Here is a 17087-nt window from a genome sequence, read left to right as displayed (position 1 = left end):
CCTAGCGGGGGCTGTGCACCGGCTTGCCGTCGCGCGTGCGTATCACCAAGTCGCCGTCGCCGCCGGTGGCGACCAGCGCCTTGACGGTGAGCTTGCGTGGCTCGGAGTACTTGCTCTTGAGCCCGGACGGGTCGAGCACCTGGATGCGCACATAGTAGTCGCCAGGCACCAGCTGCTGCGAGGTCCAGCGCGGCTGCTCGAGGTGCGCTTCGGTCACCGCACTATCGAACTGCGCGCTGGGCGAGAGCTGCAGGTTGAACTGTTGGCTGGCTTCGGCGGGCCAGGAGAGCTGCAATTGCTGCGACATGTTTGCCTCGCCCACCCCCAGGCTGTCGGCGCCCAGGCCCCGCGGGTTCTGGCCGGCGCGGAAGGCCTGCGGCTTGGCGAACGGGCCCTGGTCGAGGCTGCCGTCCGCCAGGCCGCGGATGGTGGCCGCGCGCCAGAAGTAGTTGCCCGGGGGCAGGCCCTGCAGGCCGGTGCTGCAGTGCTCCAGCTGCCGGAAGTCGCGCAGCGGCTGGGCGAACTGCGTATCGGCCGCAACCTGGATGCGGTAGGCCTTGATGTCGGTGCCGGCGCCTTCGGTGCAGACCAGCTCGCCATCGTCGGTGCCGATCAGGCCCTGCGGCGCGGGGCTTTGGTACAGCGGCGGCACCGGCGTGGCCTTGACCTTGATGGCGCGCACCGCGGGGCGGCCGGGAATGTCTTCGGAATCCAGCGCTCGCGCGGCCAGGTAGTAGCTGCCGTCGGGCACGCCGGGCAGGGTGGCGCTGGTCTGGGCAACGTCCTGGCTCTGCACGATTCGCTGCAGCGCCTCGTCCTGCGCGATCGAGATCCGGTATTGCCGGGCGCCGCCGACCGCGCCGAGCTGCACCGAGAGGAAGTTCGCGTCCTCGAAAACCGCCGGGTTGCCCTGCAGGTCCGGTGCGTCGAGCTGGCGCACCACGGCCCCGGCCTCGCCATTGGCGTGCACCGCCAGGCCCGAGCCGGCCGGCACGGCCAGCGGCCGTGCGGCGCCTGCCGCGCGCGTGGCGCCGACCGCCACCACGCCCTGGTCCACCGCGGTCACCGCATTGCCGCTGCTGCTCAGGTGCACCGAAAAGCGCGTGCCGCGCACGCTGGTCGTGGCCAGGGGGGTCTTGATGTCGAAGCGGCGCTTGCCGCGGGCTCCCGCGCGCGTGTCGGCGGGGATGACCGAGGAGTCCACGCCGCCCTTTTGCAGCTCGATCACCGACTGCTGCGCCTGGCTGCGGCTGTTCTTGCGCAGCTGCTGCAGGCGCAGCTGCGAGTTCTCGGAGATCTGGACCTGGCTGCCGTCCGCGAGCCCGAGCGTGGCATAGCTGTGCTCCGCCACCCGGATTTCATCGCCTTCGGTGACGCTCATGCCCACGGCCAGCGGCTGCCAGCCCTGGCTGGGGCCCGAGCGCAGCTGCGCGCTGCCCTGCAGATAGTCCACGGTGGCGTTCTGGTAGCCCAGCAGCGACTTGGGGATGACGATCACCGAGCCGACAGGCAGCTGCCGCGGGTTGCGCACGCCATTCACACTGGCCAGCTCGGGCCACTGCTGCGGATCCTGCAGGTAGCGCTGGGCAATCTGCTCCAGCGTGTCGCCCGGTTGCACCACATGCCGCAGCTCGGGCAATTGGTCTGCCGACGCGGCCAGCGCGGGCAGCGGTGTCCATGAATACCAGGCCAGGCACAGGCAGGCGTATAACGGCGAGCGCATTCTCAAAGTGGGTCCTCCAGTTTGGCCGCCATTGTAGGAAACTAAAGCCGGCGCGTAGTTGCGTTGGCTATGGATGCGCCGGGTATTATTGACGGGCCTTGTCAGTCCGCCTCGGGCGTGGCCTTCACTGCCTCGAAGCGGTAGCCCACGCCGTAGACCGCGTTGATGACGAAGCCGTTTTCCGGGCGCAGGTCGAGCAGGGTGCGCAGGCGCGATACATGGGTGTCGAGCGAGCGCGATATCACGTCGGAATTCTGCCCCCATATGATCTCGCGCAAATGATCGCGCGACAGCAGCCGCCCCATGTTCTGGAACAGGAACAGCGCCAGGTCGTATTCGCGGTTCTTGAGCTCCACCGTCTCGCCGTCCACATGCAGCACGCGCGACTCGGTCAGGAACTTGTAGCGCCCGAACTCCTGCGTGCCGGTGGCGGCCACCGGGTAGGCGCGGCGCAGCAGCGCGCGCACCCGGGCCACCAGCTCGACCACGCGCAGCGGCTTGACCATGAAGTCGTCGGCGCCGGACTCCAGCCCCTCGACCACGTCGGCCTCGGCCTGGCGGTTGGTGATGAACAGGATCGGCAGCTCCTTGCTGATGGTGTCGCGGATACGGCGCACGATCTCGGGCCCGGAAATGTCGGGCAGGTTCCAGTCGATGATCAGCAGGTCGTAGGTTTCGCGGCGCAGGTCCTTGAGCAGCGCGGTCCCGGTGGTATGGGGGGTGCAGGCGTGGCCCTCCGCCGCCATGGTCTGGCACAGCATCTCCAGCTGAACTGGTTCGTCGTCCAATGCCACTATTCGCATAGCATCCTCTCTACGGCAAGCCGGCAGCACGGGTAGCGCTGCCATGCACGATACGAATTATGAATAACTAACAGTAAGCTCACAAGGTTACACGAAACCGGGCGATGCGCTGAGAGAATTGTCCAACCGGGCCGATAGCCTCATTTCTGCTCCGCCATCGCCTGCAGGGCCTGCAGCGCATCGTCGAGCGAATAGCCTTCGCCCGGCTGCACCGCCGGCCCCAGCGCCGCCAGCTGCCCGGGCTGGGCGCGCAGCTGCGCGATCATGGCGCCGGCTTCGCGCGGCGCGGCAAAGCCGGTGCTTTGCAGCAGCACGCCGCCGTCGTGGCCGACCAGCTTGAAGTAGAACTGGCCGTCGGATTCGCGGTACTGCTTGAAAGTGGCCGGGCCCACCTTGGCCTTGGCGGCGGATTCCGGCGCCGCGGCCACCTGCAGCGGGCGCAGGCCCACCGCGTGGCGCAGCTCGCGCAGCAGCGGCGTGGCATGGGCCCGGGCCTTTTCCGCGCCCTGGCGCAGCGCCTGCTCCACCTGCTGGGGGTTGGCCATGAGTTCTTCGTAGCGCGCGCGCAACGGTGCGATCTCGCGGTCGATGCGCTCGAACAGCAGGGCCTTGGCGTCGCCCCAGGCGATGCCGTCGGCATAGGCCTGGCGCAGCTGCGCGGTCTCTTGCGCCGAGGCGAAGGCCTGGTAGATCTGGAACAGCGCCGAGCCTTCGGTCTGCTTGGGCTCGCCGGGCGCGCGCGAATCGGTCACCAGGCCGCCGATGAGCTTGCGCAGCTGCTCGCGCGGCGTGAACACCGGGATGGTGTTGTTGTAGCTCTTGCTCATCTTGCGGCCGTCCAGGCCCGGCAGCGTGGCCACCGCTTCCTCGACCGCGGCCTCGGGCAGCGTGAAGAACTCGCCATAGAGGTGGTTGAAGCTGGAGGCCATGTCGCGCGCCATCTCGATGTGCTGGATCTGGTCGCGACCCACCGGCACCTTGTGGGCGTTGAAGGCCAGGATGTCGGCGCCCATGAGCACCGGGTACATGAACAGGCCGGCGGACACGCCGTCGTCGCTATCGCGGCCGGCCTCGGCGTTCTTGTCCTGGGCCGCCTTGTAGGCATGCGCGCGGTTGAGCAGGCCCTTGCCGGTGACGCAGGTGAGCAGCCAGGTGAGCTCGGGGATCTCGGGAATGTCGGACTGCCGGTAGAAGGTCACCCGCGCCGGCTCCAGCCCCGCCGCCAGCCAGCTCGCGGCGATCTCCAGCGTGGAGCGGTTCACCCGCTCGGGCTCCTGGCACTTGATCAGCGCATGGTAGTCGGCCAGGAAGTAGAAGCTCTCGACATCGGGGTTCAGGCTGGCCTGCACCGCGGGGCGGATCATGCCCGCATAGTTGCCCAGGTGCGGGGTGCCGGACGGGGTGATGCCGGTCAGGAAGCGGGTTTTTTGCATAGGGAAGTCAGGCGATTCTCGAAAAGATGAGCTGCTGGCGCTGATGTGCCAACGATTTGCAATGCTTTTATTATTGAAAGCTATATATGACAGGCGCTGGATGCTATGTTTTATGCTTACAGCAGCCAGCTGAAAGGCAGCAGCACCAGGCTGATGGCCGCATTGCCCAGCGTCAATAGCGGCCGCATCCACAGCGTGCTGACGACGCCGGCGATCACCAGGCCCATGACGATGAAGAAGCCATAGGGCTCGATGCGCGCCACCAGCGACGCCTGCTTGTAGGGCAGCAGGCCCACCAGCACCCGGCCGCCGTCCAGCGGCGGCAGCGGAAACAGGTTGAAGGCCCACATCACCAGGTTGACCAGCACGCCGGCCTGCGCCATGCGCAGGAAGAAGGGCTCGTGCACGCCGGCCACGCTGAGCGTGCCGAACACCACCGCCCAGAGCAGCGCCTGCACGAAGTTGGAGGCCGGCCCGGCCAGCGCCACCCAGATCATGTCGCGCTTGGGGTTGCGCAGCTGGCCGACTTGCACCGGCACCGGCTTGGCATAGCCGAAGACGAAGCTGCCCGAGGTGGCGAAGTACAGCAGCAGCGGCATGGCGATGGTGCCTATCGGGTCGATGTGCTTGAGCGGGTTGAGCGTCAGGCGCCCCATCACCGCCGCGGTGTCGTCGCCGAAATGGCGCGCGGCATAGCCGTGCGCGGCTTCGTGCACGGTGATGGAGAAAAGCACCGGAAGCGCGTATATCAGGATGGTCTGGATCAGGTCTGCGTTCACGAAGGCTATTGTCGCAAAGGTTGGTGGCCGCGCGGCGGGGCGCGCGGCCGGTTCTTGTAGGGGAATTGGCTGGCGGCGCCTGCCGGGCGGGCGCGGTCAGCTATGCATTGGGAAGCATCACAGGCCGAGCGCGGCCAGCGGGCCGCGCCCTTCGCGCACCACCACCGGCGCCGAGCCCGAGGCCATGGGCGTCAGGTCGAGGATGGTGGTGGGCTCCTGCGGGCAGGGGCCAGCATCCACCACCAGCTCGATCTGCGACTCGAAGCGCTCGCGGATCTCCTGCGGATCGTTCAGCGGCTCGGTCTCGCCCGGCGGGATCAGCGTGGTCGACAGCAGCGGCTCGCCGTGCAGCTCCAGCAGCATCAGCAGGCCCTTGCGGTCGGGCACGCGCAGGCCGACAGTCTTGCGCGAGGGGTGGCTGATGCGGCGCGGCACCTCCTTGGTCGCATCGAGGATGAAGGTGTAGGGCCCGGGCGTGCCCAGCTTGAGCAGGCGGAACTGCTGGTTGTCGACCATCGCGTAGTTGGCCAGCTCCGACAGGTCGCGGCACAACAGCGTGAGCATGCGCTTTTCGTCGATCTGGCGGATGCGGCGCAGCCGGTCCACCACCTGCTTGTTGTCGAGCTGGCAGACGAAGGCGTAGCTGGAGTCGGTGGGCACGGCCAGGATGCCGCCGGCCTTGAGCATGGCGGCGGCCTGCTTGAGCAGGCGCGGCTGCGGATTGTCGGGGTGAACTTCGAAGTACTGTGCCATAAGGTGTCAGTGAATGATGCGCGGGCCCAGCGCCTCCCACACAGCGGGCAAACCCGCGGGCAGCGGCGGCAGCGCGCCGAAGTCGGTGTGCGACTCGGCGGGGCTGTGGAAGTCGCTGCCGCGCGAGGCGTACAGGCCGAACTCCCTGGCCATGCCGGCATAGCTCTGGTATTCGTGCGGCAGGTGGCTGCCGCAGACCACCTCGACGCCGAGGCCGCCATGGGCCTTGAATTCGGAGAACAGCGCGTACTCCTCGGTGGGCGTGAAGCCGTAGCGCGCCGGGTGCGCGATCACCGCCATGCCGCCGGCCCCGGTGATCCAGCGCACCGCGTCGCCCAGCCGGGCCCAGCGGTGCGGCACGTAGCCGGGCTTGCCGGGGTTGAGGTAGTGTCGAAAGACCTCGTAGGTGTCGCGGCAGACCCTGGTCTCCACCAGAAAGCGCGCAAAGTGCGTGCGCGAGATCAGCTCGGGATTGCCTACGTGGGCCAGCGCGCCTTCGTAGGCGCCGGGAATACCGGCTTTCGCCAGGCCGTCGGCCATCTCGCGCGCGCGCCGCTCGCGTCCGCCGCGGGTGGCGGCCAGGCCCTGGCGCAGCGGCTCGGCCTGCCAGTCGAAGCCCAGGCCGATGATGTGTACCGTGGTGTCGATGAAGGTGACCGAGATCTCCACGCCGGAGAGAAACGGCAGCTGCAGCTGCGCCGCGGCCTGCGCGGCGCGGTCCAGGCCGCCAATCTCGTCGTGGTCGGTCAGCGCCCACAGCGTCACGCCGCGCGCATGGGCGCGCTGCGCCAGCGCTTCGGGGCTCAGCGTGCCGTCGGAGACGGTGGAGTGGCAGTGGAGGTCGGCGTTGTCGTACATCGGAGACAAGCATTTTAGGCCCGGAAGCAAAACCGCCGCTGTCGCCGCATTGATGAGAAATTTAGGTGACAGTTGTCGAAGTGACTGCGCAATCGGGCTATCTGGCGGTAATACACTGTGGTTTTTTCGTTGTCACCCGGCAGTCTGGCGGCAGGAGTTGCGCTGTCGGCACCTTCTCAGGAGAGCAATATGTTGTCGATCAAGCAATGGATGCGCGCAGCCGTCATCGCCACCGCCGGCGTGGCCACGGCCTGCGCCGCGCTGGCGGACGAGACCGCCATGGAGCGCGTGCAGCGCACCAAGGAGCTGCGCGTGGGCGCCATCGCCGGCGCGATTCCCTACTTCAGCAAGGACATCGTGACGCAGCAGTGGGAGGGCTTCGGCCCCGACTTCGGCGAGAGCCTGGCCAAGAAGCTCGGCGCCAAGGTGAAGTTCGTCGAGACCACCTGGGGCAATGCGGTGCTGGATCTGCAGTCCAACAAGATCGATGTGATGTTCGCGCTGGCGCCCACGCCGCAGCGCGAAGAGGTGGTGGGCTTTTCCAAGCCGCTGCTCAACAACACTTTCACCGCGGTTTGCAAGAAGGGCTTCCCGGCCGTCAAGGCCTGGGAGCAGCTGGACAACCCCAACACCAAGATCGTGGTCGACGTGGGCTCGAACCAGGACCAGTTCGCCACCCGCGCGCTGCCCAAGGCCAATATCTCGCGCCTCGATACCTCGGGCGCGGCGACCATGTCGGTGCAGACCGGCCGCTCCGACTGCCAGGTGCTGGTGGTGCTGCTGTCGCAGCCGCTGATCGCCAAGCGGCCCGACGTGGGCACGGTCTACATCCCGCAGCCGATCCAGACCGCCAACACCAACGTGGGCGTGCGCAAGGAGGCGGACAAGGCCTTCGTGAACGCGATCAATGGCTGGCTGGACGAAGCCCGCGCCAAGGGCGAGATCCAGTCCGTGGTGCTGAAGAACATGGAAAAGCTCGCCGGCGTCAAGCCCGAGAGCTTCCCGAAAGAAGTGAAGTTCTGATGGCTGTGAGCGCGCGGGGCGCGGCCCCGCGCGCAGGGATGCGTATCTATGTATGAATGGGACTTTGCCTCGCTGTGGAAATACCGCACGCTGCTGGTCGGGGGCATAGGCTACACGCTGCTGTTCACCGTGATCTGCGTGATCGGCGGGCTGGCGATCGGCATGGTGGCGGGCATGGGGCGGCTGTCGCGCCACAAGTGGGTGGCGGCGCCGATGCGCGCCTATGTCGAGATGTTCCGCTGCACGCCGGTACTGGTGCAGCTGGTGTGGTTCTACTATGCGCTGCCGGTGCTCTCCGGCATCGAGATGACCGCGCCGGTGGCCGCGGCGCTGTGCCTGTCGCTGTATGGCGGCGCGTTTTATTCCGAGATCATCCGCGGCGGCATCATCTCCACCGACCTGGGCCAGACCGAGGCCGGCCAGGCGCTGGGCATGACGCGCGGCCAGGTGATGCGCCGCGTGGTGCTGCCCCAGGCCTTCCGCAAGATGGTGCCGCCGCTGGTGAGCCAGTCGATCATGCAGCTGAAGAACACCTCGCTGCTGTCGGTGCTGGCGGTGCCCGACCTGCTGTACCAGGGCCAGGTGATCGCGCACGACACCTACCGCCCGCTGGAGGTCTATACCTTCATCGCGGTGGCGTACTTCATCATCCTGTTTCCGATCACGCTGTGGGCCAAGCGGCTGGAGCATGGCGCGGCCAAGGGGGAGCACTGACCTATGAGCGAACCACTGATTTGCATCCGCGGCCTGAAGAAGTCGTTTGGCGCCAACACGGTGCTCAAGGACATCTGCCTCGACGTAGAGCGCGGCCAGGTGGTGGCGCTGATCGGGCCTTCGGGCTCGGGCAAGTCCACGCTGCTCAGATGCATCAACCTGCTCACCGTGCCCGACGGCGGCGAGATCCGCGTCGATGCGCAGGCGCTGTCCTTTGGCGGCGCCGCGGGCGCGCAGCTGCCGCCCGACAAGGTGCTGGCGGGCTTTCGCGCGCGCACCGGCATGGTGTTCCAGCACTTCAACCTGTTCCCGCACATGACGGTGCTGGGCAATGTGATGGAAGGCCCGGTCACCGTGCTGCGCCTGCCCAAGGCCGAGGCCGAGCAGCGCGCCCGCGCCCTGCTGGCCAAGGTGGGCCTGGCCGAGCGGGCGGGCGTGTTGCCCGACAAGCTCTCGGGCGGCCAGAAGCAGCGCGTGGCGATTGCCCGGGCGCTGGCCATGCAGCCCGGCGTGATGCTGTTCGACGAGGCCACCAGCGCGCTCGACCCCGAGCTGGTCGGCGAGGTGCTGCAGGTGATCCAGTCGCTCGCGGAGGGCGGCATGACCATGATCCTGGTGACGCATGAGATCGCCTTCGCCCGCGAGGTGGCCGACAAGGTGGTCTTCATGCGCGACGGCGTGGTGGTCGAGGAAGGCCCGCCGTCGCAGGTGATCGACAACCCGCGCCAGGAAGCCACGCGCAGCTTCCTGGGCCGCATCATCGGCCATGCGGCATGAGGGCGGGGCGAGAGGGCGTGAAGGGAGTGGAGGGAGGGGTGCCATGGATCTGAGACTGGACGAGGTCGACCGCAGGCTGCTGGCGCTGCTGCAGGCCAATGCCCGCGAGTCCACCGCGCTGCTGGCGCGCAAGATGAACCTGGCGCGCACCACCGTGGTGGCGCGCATCGCGCGGCTCGAGAAAGAGGGGGTGATCGCCGGCTATGGCGTGCGCCTGGGTGCGCGGCTGGAGCAATCCGCGGTGCGGGCGTATTGCGGCATCAGCGTCAGCCCCAAGATGTCGCAATCGGTGATGAAGGTGCTGGAGGGCTTTCCCGAAGTCGAGGAGGTCTCGGCCGTCTCGGGCCAGCACGACTACATGATCTTCCTGCGCTGCGACTCCAATGAGAAGCTCGACGCGCTGCTCGACCGCATCGGCCTGATCGACGGCATACGCCAGACCTACACCTCGGTGGTGCTCAGCCGCAAGATCGACCGGCGCGGCGCGATCGCCGCACCTGCGCAGCCCCTATGAGCGGCGCCGCGCCCTTCCTGGGCATCCTGATGCTCGACACGCGCTTTCCGCGCCCGGTCGGCGACATCGGCAACCCCGCAACCTGGGCGCAGCGCGGCATTCCGGTGCGCATGGCGACGGTGCAGGGCGCCTCGCCGGCCAAGATCGTGCAGCAGGCCGCGCCGGAATTCGCCCAGCCCTTCGTGCGGGCGGCGCAGGCGCTGGTGGCCCAGGGGGCGGCGCTGATCTCGACCAGCTGCGGCTTTCTGGCCGCCTACCAGGACCTGCTGCAGCACAGCGTGGGCGTGCCGGTGCTCAGCTCCAGCCTGCTGCAGTGCCGCGAGCTGGAGGCGCCGGGCGTGGTCACGATCTCGGCCGCCAGCCTCACGCCCGCCATCCTGGCCGCGGTACAGGTGCCGGCGGGCACACCGGTGCAGGGCGTGGCGGTGGATTGCGAGTTCCACCGCCGCATCCTGCGCAACGAAACCGAGCTGGACCTGGCCGAGGCCGAGCGCAACGTGGTCGATGCCGCGCTGGCCCTGGTGGCGCGCCATCCGCAGGTGCGCAGCCTGGTGCTGGAATGTACCAACATGCCGGTCTACCGCGACGCGGTGGCGCGCGCCACCGGGCGGCCGGTGCACGATATCGTGAGCCTGCTGGAGCAGCGCTGGACGGCGCGGCAGACGGGGTAATGCCGATCACCGCGTGGGGCCGCTGTCCCTCGGGGTATTTGGTGTAGCGGGCAGGCTTGGGTGCCCTATTCCTCAGGCGCGCAGAAAGCGCTCCGCGCGGAACGGATGGGCATCGATCGGCGGGGTCTCGCCGCACATCAGCGCCGCCAGCAGCGCGGCGGTGCCGGGGCCGGTGGAAAAGCCGATGTGCTGGTGGCCGAAGGCCAGCCACAGGTTGCGGCGGCCGGGCATGGTGTCGATGATGGGGCGGCTGTCGGGCAGCGTGGGGCGGCGGCCCAGCCAGGGCTCGGGCTCCAGGCGCTCGCCCATGTCCAGCGCTTCGCGCGCGGCGCCTTCCGCCAGCTCCAGCTGCACGGGGTTGGGCGGCGCGTCGCAGTCGGTCAGCTCCACGCCGCTGCTCAGCCGCAGGCCCTGCTCCATCGGCGACAGCACGTAGGCGCCGCCGGTGTCGTAGACCGGGCGGGTGAGCGTGAGGCCCGGCACTGGCGCGAAGTGCATGTGGTAGCCGCGCTCGAACGCCATGGGCACGTGCACGCCCAGCGTGGCCAGGAACTGGCGGCTCCACGGCCCCAGCGCCACCACCACCCGGTCGGCCTCGGCCAGCGTGTCGCCGCCGTCGCCGTCGCCGTCGCCCACCACGCGCCAACGCTGGCCGGGCAGCGGCGCTATGGTGCGCAGCTGCGCCCGCAGGATGCGGCCGCCCTGGGCCGCGAAGTGCCGGGCATAGCCCGCCACCACCGCGCCGGGGTTGTCCACCGACCAGCTGTCCTTGATCCAGAGCGCGCGCTCGAAGATGGGCTTGAGCGCCGGCTCCAGCTGGCGCAGCCCGTCCTGGTCGAGCACCTCGGTGGCGACTGCGAAATGCGCCATGCGCTCGCGCCCTAGCGCGCCGCCGGCAAAAGCCTGGGCCTGGCGGTAGAGGAACAGCCAGCCGTTGTCGCGCAGCCGGTGCGCCATGCCGGCCTGCAGCAGCAGCTGGGCGTGCTCCTGCAGCGACAGGCGGATCAGCGCGTCGAGCGCGGCGGTGGTCTGCTCGAAGACGCTGCGCCGCGCGTTGCCGACGAAGCGCAGCGCCCAGCCGAGGTTGCGCAGCACGAAGCGCGGCTGGTAGCGGAAGCTGGCGCCCTGGTTGCCGAGCAGCTGCGGCAGCTGGGCGAACAGGCCGGGATGGTTGAAGGGCATGAGCGAGCTGCGCGCCAGCACGCCGGCGTTGCCGTACGAGGTTTCGCGCCCCGGATCGAGCCGGTCGATCAGCGTGACCCGGAAGCCCTTTTTCTGCAGTGCCAAGGCGGTGGCGGTGCCGACCATGCCGGCGCCGAGCACCGCGACCGAGGGATGCGTCATGGCGGCTGTATCAGTCCACCTTCGCGCCGGAGAGCTTGACCACGCCTTCGTACTTGGCGCGTTCGCTGGCCATGAACCGGTCGAACTGCTGCGGCGTGGTGGGCACGGGCTCGGCCATCAGTGTGGCGAACTTCTGCTTGGTGGCCGGGTCGTTCAGCGCATCGACGAAGGCCTTGTTCAGCTTGGCGAGCGTGGCCGCGGGCGTGCCGGCCGGCGCAACCAGCCCCCACCAGGTGTCGATCTCGAAGCCCTTGAGGGTCTTGGACAGCGGCGGCACGCCGGGCAGCATGGTGCTTTCGCGCAGGCTGGTCACCGCCAGGGCCTTGAGCTTGCCCGAATGGATGTTGGCCGACGCGGCGGCGAGGTTGTCGATGTTGAAGTCCACCTCGCCCGACAGCAGCGCGAGCTGCGCCGGATTGGCGCCGCGGTAGGGCACGTGCACCGCGAAGATGCCGGCCTGGCGCTTCATCATCTCGCCGGCCAGGTGGCCGGCGCTGCCGTTGCCGCCGCTGCCGTAGTTGAGCTTGCCGGGGTTCTTCCTGGCATAGGCGATCAGGTCTTGCGCGGTCTGGATGCGCAGCTCCTCGGCGCGCTTGGCGTTGATCACCAGCACGTTGGGCACGCGCACCATCTGGGTGATGGCGGCGAAGTCCTTGGCCGCGTCGAAGGGCATCCTGGTGTACAGCCAGGGGTTGACGGCATGCGTGGCGGTGGCGGCGATGCCGATGGTCAGGCCATCGGGCGCGGCCTTGGCGACGATGTCGGCGCCGATGTTGCCGCCGGCGCCGGCCTTGTTGTCGATCACCACCGCGCCCAGGCTATCGCGCACGCGCTCGGCCAGCACCCGTGCGGTGACATCGATCGGGCCGCCGGCGGCATAGGGCACCACCAGGCGGATCACGTTGTCGGCATGCGCCAGCGGCGTGGCCGCGGCTGCGGCGGCAAGCAGGGTGGAGAGCAACAGGTTTCTGCGGTTCATGGTCGTTGTTGGTTGGATGTTGAAATGGTCAGGCTCTCTTGTCGGCCTCGGTGGTGAAGGCATCCGCGAAGAAGGCCTCTTCGGGCAGCCCGCGCTGGCTGGTGTAGCTGCTGCGGGCGGCATCCACCACGATGGGCGCGCCACAGGCGTAGACCTCGTGGCCCGAGAGATCGGCGAAGTCGTCGAGCACCGCCTGGTGCACAAAGCCGCTGCGGCCGCTCCACTGGTCTTCGGGCAGCGCATCGGACACCACCGGCACATAGCGCAGCTGCGGCATCTCGGCGCAGCGCGCCAGCAGCCAGTCGTGCAGGTACAAATCGTGCGGGCGGCGGCCGCCCCAGTACAGGCTGATCGGGCGGCCTATGGCCTTGTGCTGCACATGCTCGATGAGCGCCTTGATGGGCGCGAAGCCGGTGCCCGAGGCCAGGAACACCATGGGCTTGTCGGAGTCCTCGCGCAGGAAGAAGCCGCCGAACGGCCCTTCGATGCGCAGGATCTCGCGCTCCTTCATCGCGCTGAACACATGGTCGGTGAACAGGCCGCCGGGCATGTGGCGGATGTGCAGCTCCAGCCCGGGCGCGGCTTCCTGCTGGTGCGGCGCCAGCGCCATCGAGTAGGCGCGGCGGTGGCCGCCGCTGAGCAGGAATTCGATGTACTGCCCCGCGTGGTAGCGGAAGGTGTCCGCGGCGGGCAGCTGCAGGCGCACCTGCATCACGTCGGGTGACAGGCGGGTGAGCGAGGAGACGCGCACCGGCAGCTTCTTGATGGGGAAGGCGCTTTCGTCGGTGACATTGCGCGACTCGATCACCACATCGCTGGTCGGGCGGGCGCAGCAGGGCAGGATCAAGCCAGCGGCCTCTTCCTCGGGCGTGAGCGCGCGGCTGCTGTGCGGGCCGTGCTCCACGCTGCCGCTGAGCTTCTTGCACTTGCACGAGCTGCAGGCGCCGTCCTTGCAGCCATAGGGCAGGCCCACGCCATTGCGGATGGCGGCGGTGAGTATGGATTCTGCGGCGTTGGTGGCAAATGTGCGTCCGCTGGGCTGTACCGAGATCTGGAATGCCGAGGGAGAAGTGCCCATGGAGTCAGGTTTCCTTAAAAAATATAGCGGCCTGCGCAGTATCCATAAGCGCTGCAGCCTGTTTTTATCAAAATTTCTGCGGATGACCGCGCCGTGCGGCGCCAGGCATGCCGTTTCGTGGTGACAATTCCGGGTCGCCGTCCACCGAGCAAGGAGCCGTATTTTGCCCGCAAATCAACACCCCCGCCGTGCGCTGCCCGCGCGCTTTCGCCGCGAGCGCGTGCTGATCGTCGGCTGCGGCGACGTGGGGCAGCGGGTGGCGCGGCTGCTGGCGCCGCAAGGCGGCGGCCGCCAGCCAGCCCCGCGCCCGCGGGTGATGGCGCTGACCTCGTCGCCGGGCAAGCGCGCACAGCTGCGCGCGCTGGGCATCGTGCCGCTGGCGGGCAACCTCGACGATGCCGCCAGCCTGCGGCGGCTGGCGGGCCTGGCACCGCGCGTGCTGCACCTGGCGCCCCCGGGCACGGTGGCGGATGCCGACCTGCGCACCCAGGCGCTGCTGCAGGCGCTGGCGCGTGCGCGGCAGGCGCCTTGCGTGGTGTATGGCTCGACCAGCGGCGTGTATGGCGACTGCCAGGGCGCGCTGGTGGCGGAGACCCGCATGCCGCGCGCGCAGACCGCCCGCGCGCTGCGCCGCGTCGACGCCGAGCGCCAGCTGCGCCGCTATGCGCTCGGCCACCGCTGGCGCGGGGCGCGCAGCCATATCCTGCGCATACCGGGCATCTATGCCGGCGACCGCGAGGGCGGCACGCCCGAGGCGCGCCTGCTGCGCGGCACGCCGGTGCTGCGCGCGCAGGACGACGTATTCACCAGCCACATCCATGCCGACGATCTGGCGCGCGCCGCGGCCAGCGCGCTGTGGCGCGGGCGGCCGCAGCGCATCACCAATGTGTGCGACGGCACGCAGCTGCGCATGGGCGATTATTTCGATCTGGCGGCAGACCTGTGGGGGCTGGCGCGCCCGCCGCGCATCAGCCGGGCCGAGGCGCCGCAGGCGCTGGCGCCGGCGCTGCTGAGCTTCATGAGCGAGTCTCGCCGGCTGGCCAACCGGCGCATGCTGCGCGAGCTGCGCATCGCGCCGCGCTACCCGACGGTGGAGCAGGGGCTGCAGGCCGCGGTCCGGCTGCAAAAAGAAAAAGCGCCGGCAGGCCGGCGCAGCGTGTAGCTTGGGTTCAGCGGCGGTGCCCGCCGCCGCCAAAGCCGGGGCGCGGGCCGCCGGGCCCGGGGCCATGCGCCATGCCAGGCCTTCCCGGCGCGCCGCCAAAGCCGGGGCGGGGGCCGCCCGGGCGCGGGCCGGGGCCCCAGTCTCCAGGCCGGTAGCCGGGGCGGTAGTAGGAGCGGCCGCCATAGACATAGGTGGCCGAGCTGCCGATCCACAGCGACGGGGCTGCGGCGTAGCCGTAAGAGGGATAGCCGTAGTAGGGTGTGTCGTAGGCGACCCCGGGCGTGGAAACCGTGGTGTAGGCATTGCCGTAGTAGGCGCCGTCCACCGGCGTCACGACGCAGCCCGACAACGCCAGCGCACAGGCGGCGCCTGCCGCGAGCGTGCCCCATCGAAGCATCGATGTCATGTGGTTCTCCTTGCGCAATGCGCGCTGGTCAGCAACGCTCCGGATGATCCGGCACGTTGATGGTGTCTAGGCCCCGGTTCACCTGGTCGCGGTAGCGTGCGCATTCCGCGCCACGCTGGTAGGCGGGGTTGCGGTTGCGGCTGTCGCGTTCGCGGGCCTGGCGGTCACGCTCGCGGGCCAGGCGCTCGCGTTCGGCGCGATCGCGGTCCCGGTCGCGGTTGTCGTAGTTGCGGCCACGGTCATAGTAGCGGTCCGAACCCTGGCCGTAGTAGGCGCCGCCATTGGTGTAGTAGGTGGTGCCGGCCGGATAGCCGTAGCTGTCGTAGCCACCATAGCCATATCCGTCGCTGGCGGTGGCGACGCAGCCGGTGGCCAGCGCTGCCGCCAGCAGCGTGGCGGCGGTAAACAGGCGTTGACGACTCATGGGCATTCTCCTCTTGACAGCGGGTCTGCGGCGATGGGCCGGCGACCCGGGGATGGCGGTGCGCAACGCGGTGCTGGTGCTTGCACTCCAAAGACGCGCGAATACCGGCAAAGGTTGACAGCGGCGCGCCGCGCGGCAGCGGGTTTTGCAGCAACTTTACACCAGGGCCCTGGTGCGCAGCGGGTGCGCCGGCTGCGGCAGTTCCTGCATGGAAGGCAGTTGTGGGCCTGGAATGGGATTTTCAATCCGCGTTGGTAACAGTGGGTTCTTATATGCGAACTTCCCTGCTGGCGCCGCATACTCATTACCGGGCTTGTACCAATATCGGTCTGCGTGCAGAACGGAAAAGAATCCCTTTTTTATGGATTGGAGTTCGACGCAATGGATATGAGCATCAAAACCGCGGTAGCCATGGTGGTTGCAGGCGTGGCAATGGCCGCGCAGGCGCAGGAGGTGGTCAAGATCGGCACGATGAGTCCGCTGTCGGGGCCCCAGGCGCACTATGGCAAGGACAACGTCAACGGCGTGCGCATGGCGGTCGACGACCTGAATGCGCAGGGCGTCACCATTGGCGGCAAGAAGATCAAGTTCGAGGTGATCGCCGAGGACGACGCGGCCGATCCCAAGCAGGGCACGGCCGGTGCGCAAAAGCTCTGCGACGACAAGGTGGCGGCGGTGCCCGGCATCCTGAACTCGGGGGTGGCGATTCCGTCCTCGAAGATCTTCAACGATTGTGGCCTGCCGTTCATCACCGGCGCCGCCACCAACCCCGCGCTCACCGCGCCGGGCTATCCCACCACCTTCCGCATCATTGCCAACGACAACGCGCTGGGCGCCGCGCTGGCCGACTATGCGGCCAACAAGCTCAAGCTCAAGAACGTGGCGGTGATCGACGACCGCACCGCCTATGGCCAGGGCCTGGCCAATGTATTCAAGAAGGATGCGGAGTCCAAGGGCGTGAAGGTGGTGGCCTCCGAGTTCACCAACGACAAGGCCACCGATTTCATGGCCATCCTGACCTCGATCAAGGCCAAGAAGCCCGAGGCCATCTTCTACGGCGGCATGGATGCGCAGGCCGGCCCCATGCTGCGCCAGATGGTGCAGCTGGGCCTGACCAATGTGAAGTTCTTCGGCGGCGACGGCATCTGCACCTCCGAGCTGGCCAAGCTGGCGGCCGGCACCAAGTCGCTGGACAACGTGGTGTGCGCCGACGGCGGTGCCTCGATCGCCAAGATGCCCGGCGGCATCGAGTGGAAGAAGCGCTACGACGCCAAGTACCCCGGCCAGTTCCAGGTGTACAGCCCGTACTTCTATGACGCCACCATGCTGGTGGTGGACGCGATGAAGCGCGCCGACTCCACCGATCCGAAGAAATTCCTGCCCGAACTCAAGAAGTCCGACTATTCCGGCGTGACCGCGAAGATCGCCTTCCAGGACAACGGCGAGCTGAAGAATCCTTCGTACACGCTGAGCCATTATGTGAAGGGCGCGAAAACCGCCATCGGCCAGTAAAGCCCTGGGCCTTTACCCGGTTACCTGGCTTGACCACAGCCCGCTTCGGCGGGCTGGTTTGTTTTTGTCGGCATGTGATATCGATGTTTGCTGGGTTTTCATGCTGCAGATCATTTATTTATCGGCATTTTGTG

General features: G+C 68.3%; 18 protein-coding genes. 7 read left to right on the top strand and 11 right to left on the bottom strand.

All coding sequences use genetic code 11. The features are described from left to right. Position 1: 1 nt before the first annotated feature. The 6 genes from ACODRX_RS06010 to ACODRX_RS05985 all read right to left on the bottom strand — a co-directional run bounded on the left by ACODRX_RS06010 (position 2) and on the right by ACODRX_RS05985 (position 6349). A complete protein-coding gene (locus ACODRX_RS06010) occupies positions 2-1723 on the bottom strand; it encodes a FecR family protein (protein WP_488870219.1) in 1722 nt (573 codons plus the stop codon). Between the two features lie 101 nt (positions 1724-1824). Continuing rightward, complete coding sequence (locus tag ACODRX_RS06005) at positions 1825-2526, bottom strand: response regulator transcription factor (RefSeq protein ID WP_488870217.1); 702 nt, start codon at positions 2524-2526, stop codon at positions 1825-1827. Positions 2527-2666: 140 nt separating this feature from the next. After that, entirely contained in the window at positions 2667-3959 is a 1293-nt protein-coding gene (locus tag ACODRX_RS06000) for a tryptophan--tRNA ligase (RefSeq protein WP_488870216.1), read from the bottom strand. Between the two features lie 116 nt (positions 3960-4075). After that, positions 4076-4738 carry a site-2 protease family protein gene (locus ACODRX_RS05995; RefSeq protein WP_488870215.1) on the bottom strand — a complete coding sequence of 221 codons (663 nt, stop codon included), beginning with the start codon at positions 4736-4738 and terminating at the stop codon, positions 4076-4078. Positions 4739-4855: 117 nt separating this feature from the next. Next, positions 4856-5491 (bottom strand): L-threonylcarbamoyladenylate synthase, encoded by a 636-nt coding sequence (locus ACODRX_RS05990; protein ID WP_488870214.1) that lies wholly within the window; start codon positions 5489-5491, stop codon positions 4856-4858. A gap of 6 nt (positions 5492-5497) precedes the next feature. Continuing rightward, a complete protein-coding gene (locus ACODRX_RS05985; protein ID WP_488870213.1) occupies positions 5498-6349 on the bottom strand; it encodes a 3',5'-nucleoside bisphosphate phosphatase in 852 nt (283 codons plus the stop codon). A 189-nt stretch (positions 6350-6538) separates the two neighbouring features. Here ACODRX_RS05985 and ACODRX_RS05980 point away from each other — a divergent pair, with 189 nt between their 5' ends. Genes ACODRX_RS05980 through ACODRX_RS05960 form a run of 5 tightly spaced genes read left to right on the top strand, consistent with a single transcriptional unit; the run spans position 6539 to position 10048 of the window. Next, positions 6539-7372, top strand: coding sequence for a transporter substrate-binding domain-containing protein (locus ACODRX_RS05980; protein WP_488870212.1), 834 nt, complete (start codon positions 6539-6541; stop codon positions 7370-7372). A 48-nt stretch (positions 7373-7420) separates the two neighbouring features. Beyond that, positions 7421-8086 (top strand): amino acid ABC transporter permease, encoded by a 666-nt coding sequence (locus ACODRX_RS05975; RefSeq protein ID WP_488870210.1) that lies wholly within the window; start codon positions 7421-7423, stop codon positions 8084-8086. 3 nt (positions 8087-8089) lie between these two features. Further along, the gene (locus tag ACODRX_RS05970) at positions 8090-8863 is read left to right on the top strand and encodes an amino acid ABC transporter ATP-binding protein (RefSeq protein ID WP_488870209.1); all 774 of its coding nucleotides are present in this window, start codon (positions 8090-8092) and stop codon (positions 8861-8863) included. A 43-nt stretch (positions 8864-8906) separates the two neighbouring features. Continuing rightward, positions 8907-9377 carry an Lrp/AsnC family transcriptional regulator gene (locus ACODRX_RS05965; protein WP_488870208.1) on the top strand — a complete coding sequence of 157 codons (471 nt, stop codon included), beginning with the start codon at positions 8907-8909 and terminating at the stop codon, positions 9375-9377. Further along, entirely contained in the window at positions 9374-10048 is a 675-nt protein-coding gene (locus ACODRX_RS05960) for an aspartate/glutamate racemase family protein (protein WP_488870207.1), read from the top strand. The genes ACODRX_RS05965 and ACODRX_RS05960 overlap by 4 nt, the downstream gene beginning before the upstream one ends. A 72-nt stretch (positions 10049-10120) precedes the next feature. On the opposite strand, the gene ACODRX_RS05955 is transcribed toward ACODRX_RS05960, so the two are convergent. Genes ACODRX_RS05955 through ACODRX_RS05945 form a run of 3 tightly spaced genes read right to left on the bottom strand, consistent with a single transcriptional unit; the run spans position 10121 to position 13449 of the window. Continuing rightward, positions 10121-11392, bottom strand: coding sequence for an NAD(P)/FAD-dependent oxidoreductase (locus ACODRX_RS05955; RefSeq protein WP_488870206.1), 1272 nt, complete (start codon positions 11390-11392; stop codon positions 10121-10123). Positions 11393-11402: 10 nt separating this feature from the next. Further along, entirely contained in the window at positions 11403-12371 is a 969-nt protein-coding gene (locus tag ACODRX_RS05950; protein ID WP_488870205.1) for a tripartite tricarboxylate transporter substrate binding protein, read from the bottom strand. A 28-nt stretch (positions 12372-12399) separates the two neighbouring features. Continuing rightward, the gene (locus tag ACODRX_RS05945) at positions 12400-13449 is read right to left on the bottom strand and encodes a CDP-6-deoxy-delta-3,4-glucoseen reductase (RefSeq protein ID WP_488870203.1); all 1050 of its coding nucleotides are present in this window, start codon (positions 13447-13449) and stop codon (positions 12400-12402) included. A gap of 163 nt (positions 13450-13612) precedes the next feature. Between ACODRX_RS05945 and ACODRX_RS05940 the strand changes: the two genes are divergently transcribed. Then, positions 13613-14611, top strand: a complete 999-nt coding sequence (locus ACODRX_RS05940) for a Rossmann-fold NAD(P)-binding domain-containing protein (RefSeq protein WP_488870202.1) — start codon at positions 13613-13615, stop codon at positions 14609-14611. A 7-nt stretch (positions 14612-14618) separates the two neighbouring features. Here ACODRX_RS05940 and ACODRX_RS05935 read toward each other — a convergent pair whose 3' ends face one another. Beyond that, positions 14619-15017 (bottom strand): hypothetical protein, encoded by a 399-nt coding sequence (locus ACODRX_RS05935; protein ID WP_488870200.1) that lies wholly within the window; start codon positions 15015-15017, stop codon positions 14619-14621. A gap of 28 nt (positions 15018-15045) precedes the next feature. Continuing rightward, complete coding sequence (locus tag ACODRX_RS05930; RefSeq protein ID WP_488870199.1) at positions 15046-15441, bottom strand: hypothetical protein; 396 nt, start codon at positions 15439-15441, stop codon at positions 15046-15048. Between the two features lie 381 nt (positions 15442-15822). Between ACODRX_RS05930 and ACODRX_RS05925 the strand changes: the two genes are divergently transcribed. Next, the gene (locus ACODRX_RS05925; protein WP_488870198.1) at positions 15823-16953 is read left to right on the top strand and encodes a branched-chain amino acid ABC transporter substrate-binding protein; all 1131 of its coding nucleotides are present in this window, start codon (positions 15823-15825) and stop codon (positions 16951-16953) included. Positions 16954-17087 lie beyond the last annotated feature (134 nt).

The sequence above is a fragment of the Comamonas sp. FG99 genome (genome assembly GCF_057808605.1).
The sequence above is the reverse complement of the archived record's forward strand: the minus strand, read 5'-3'. Positions and strand labels throughout refer to the sequence as shown.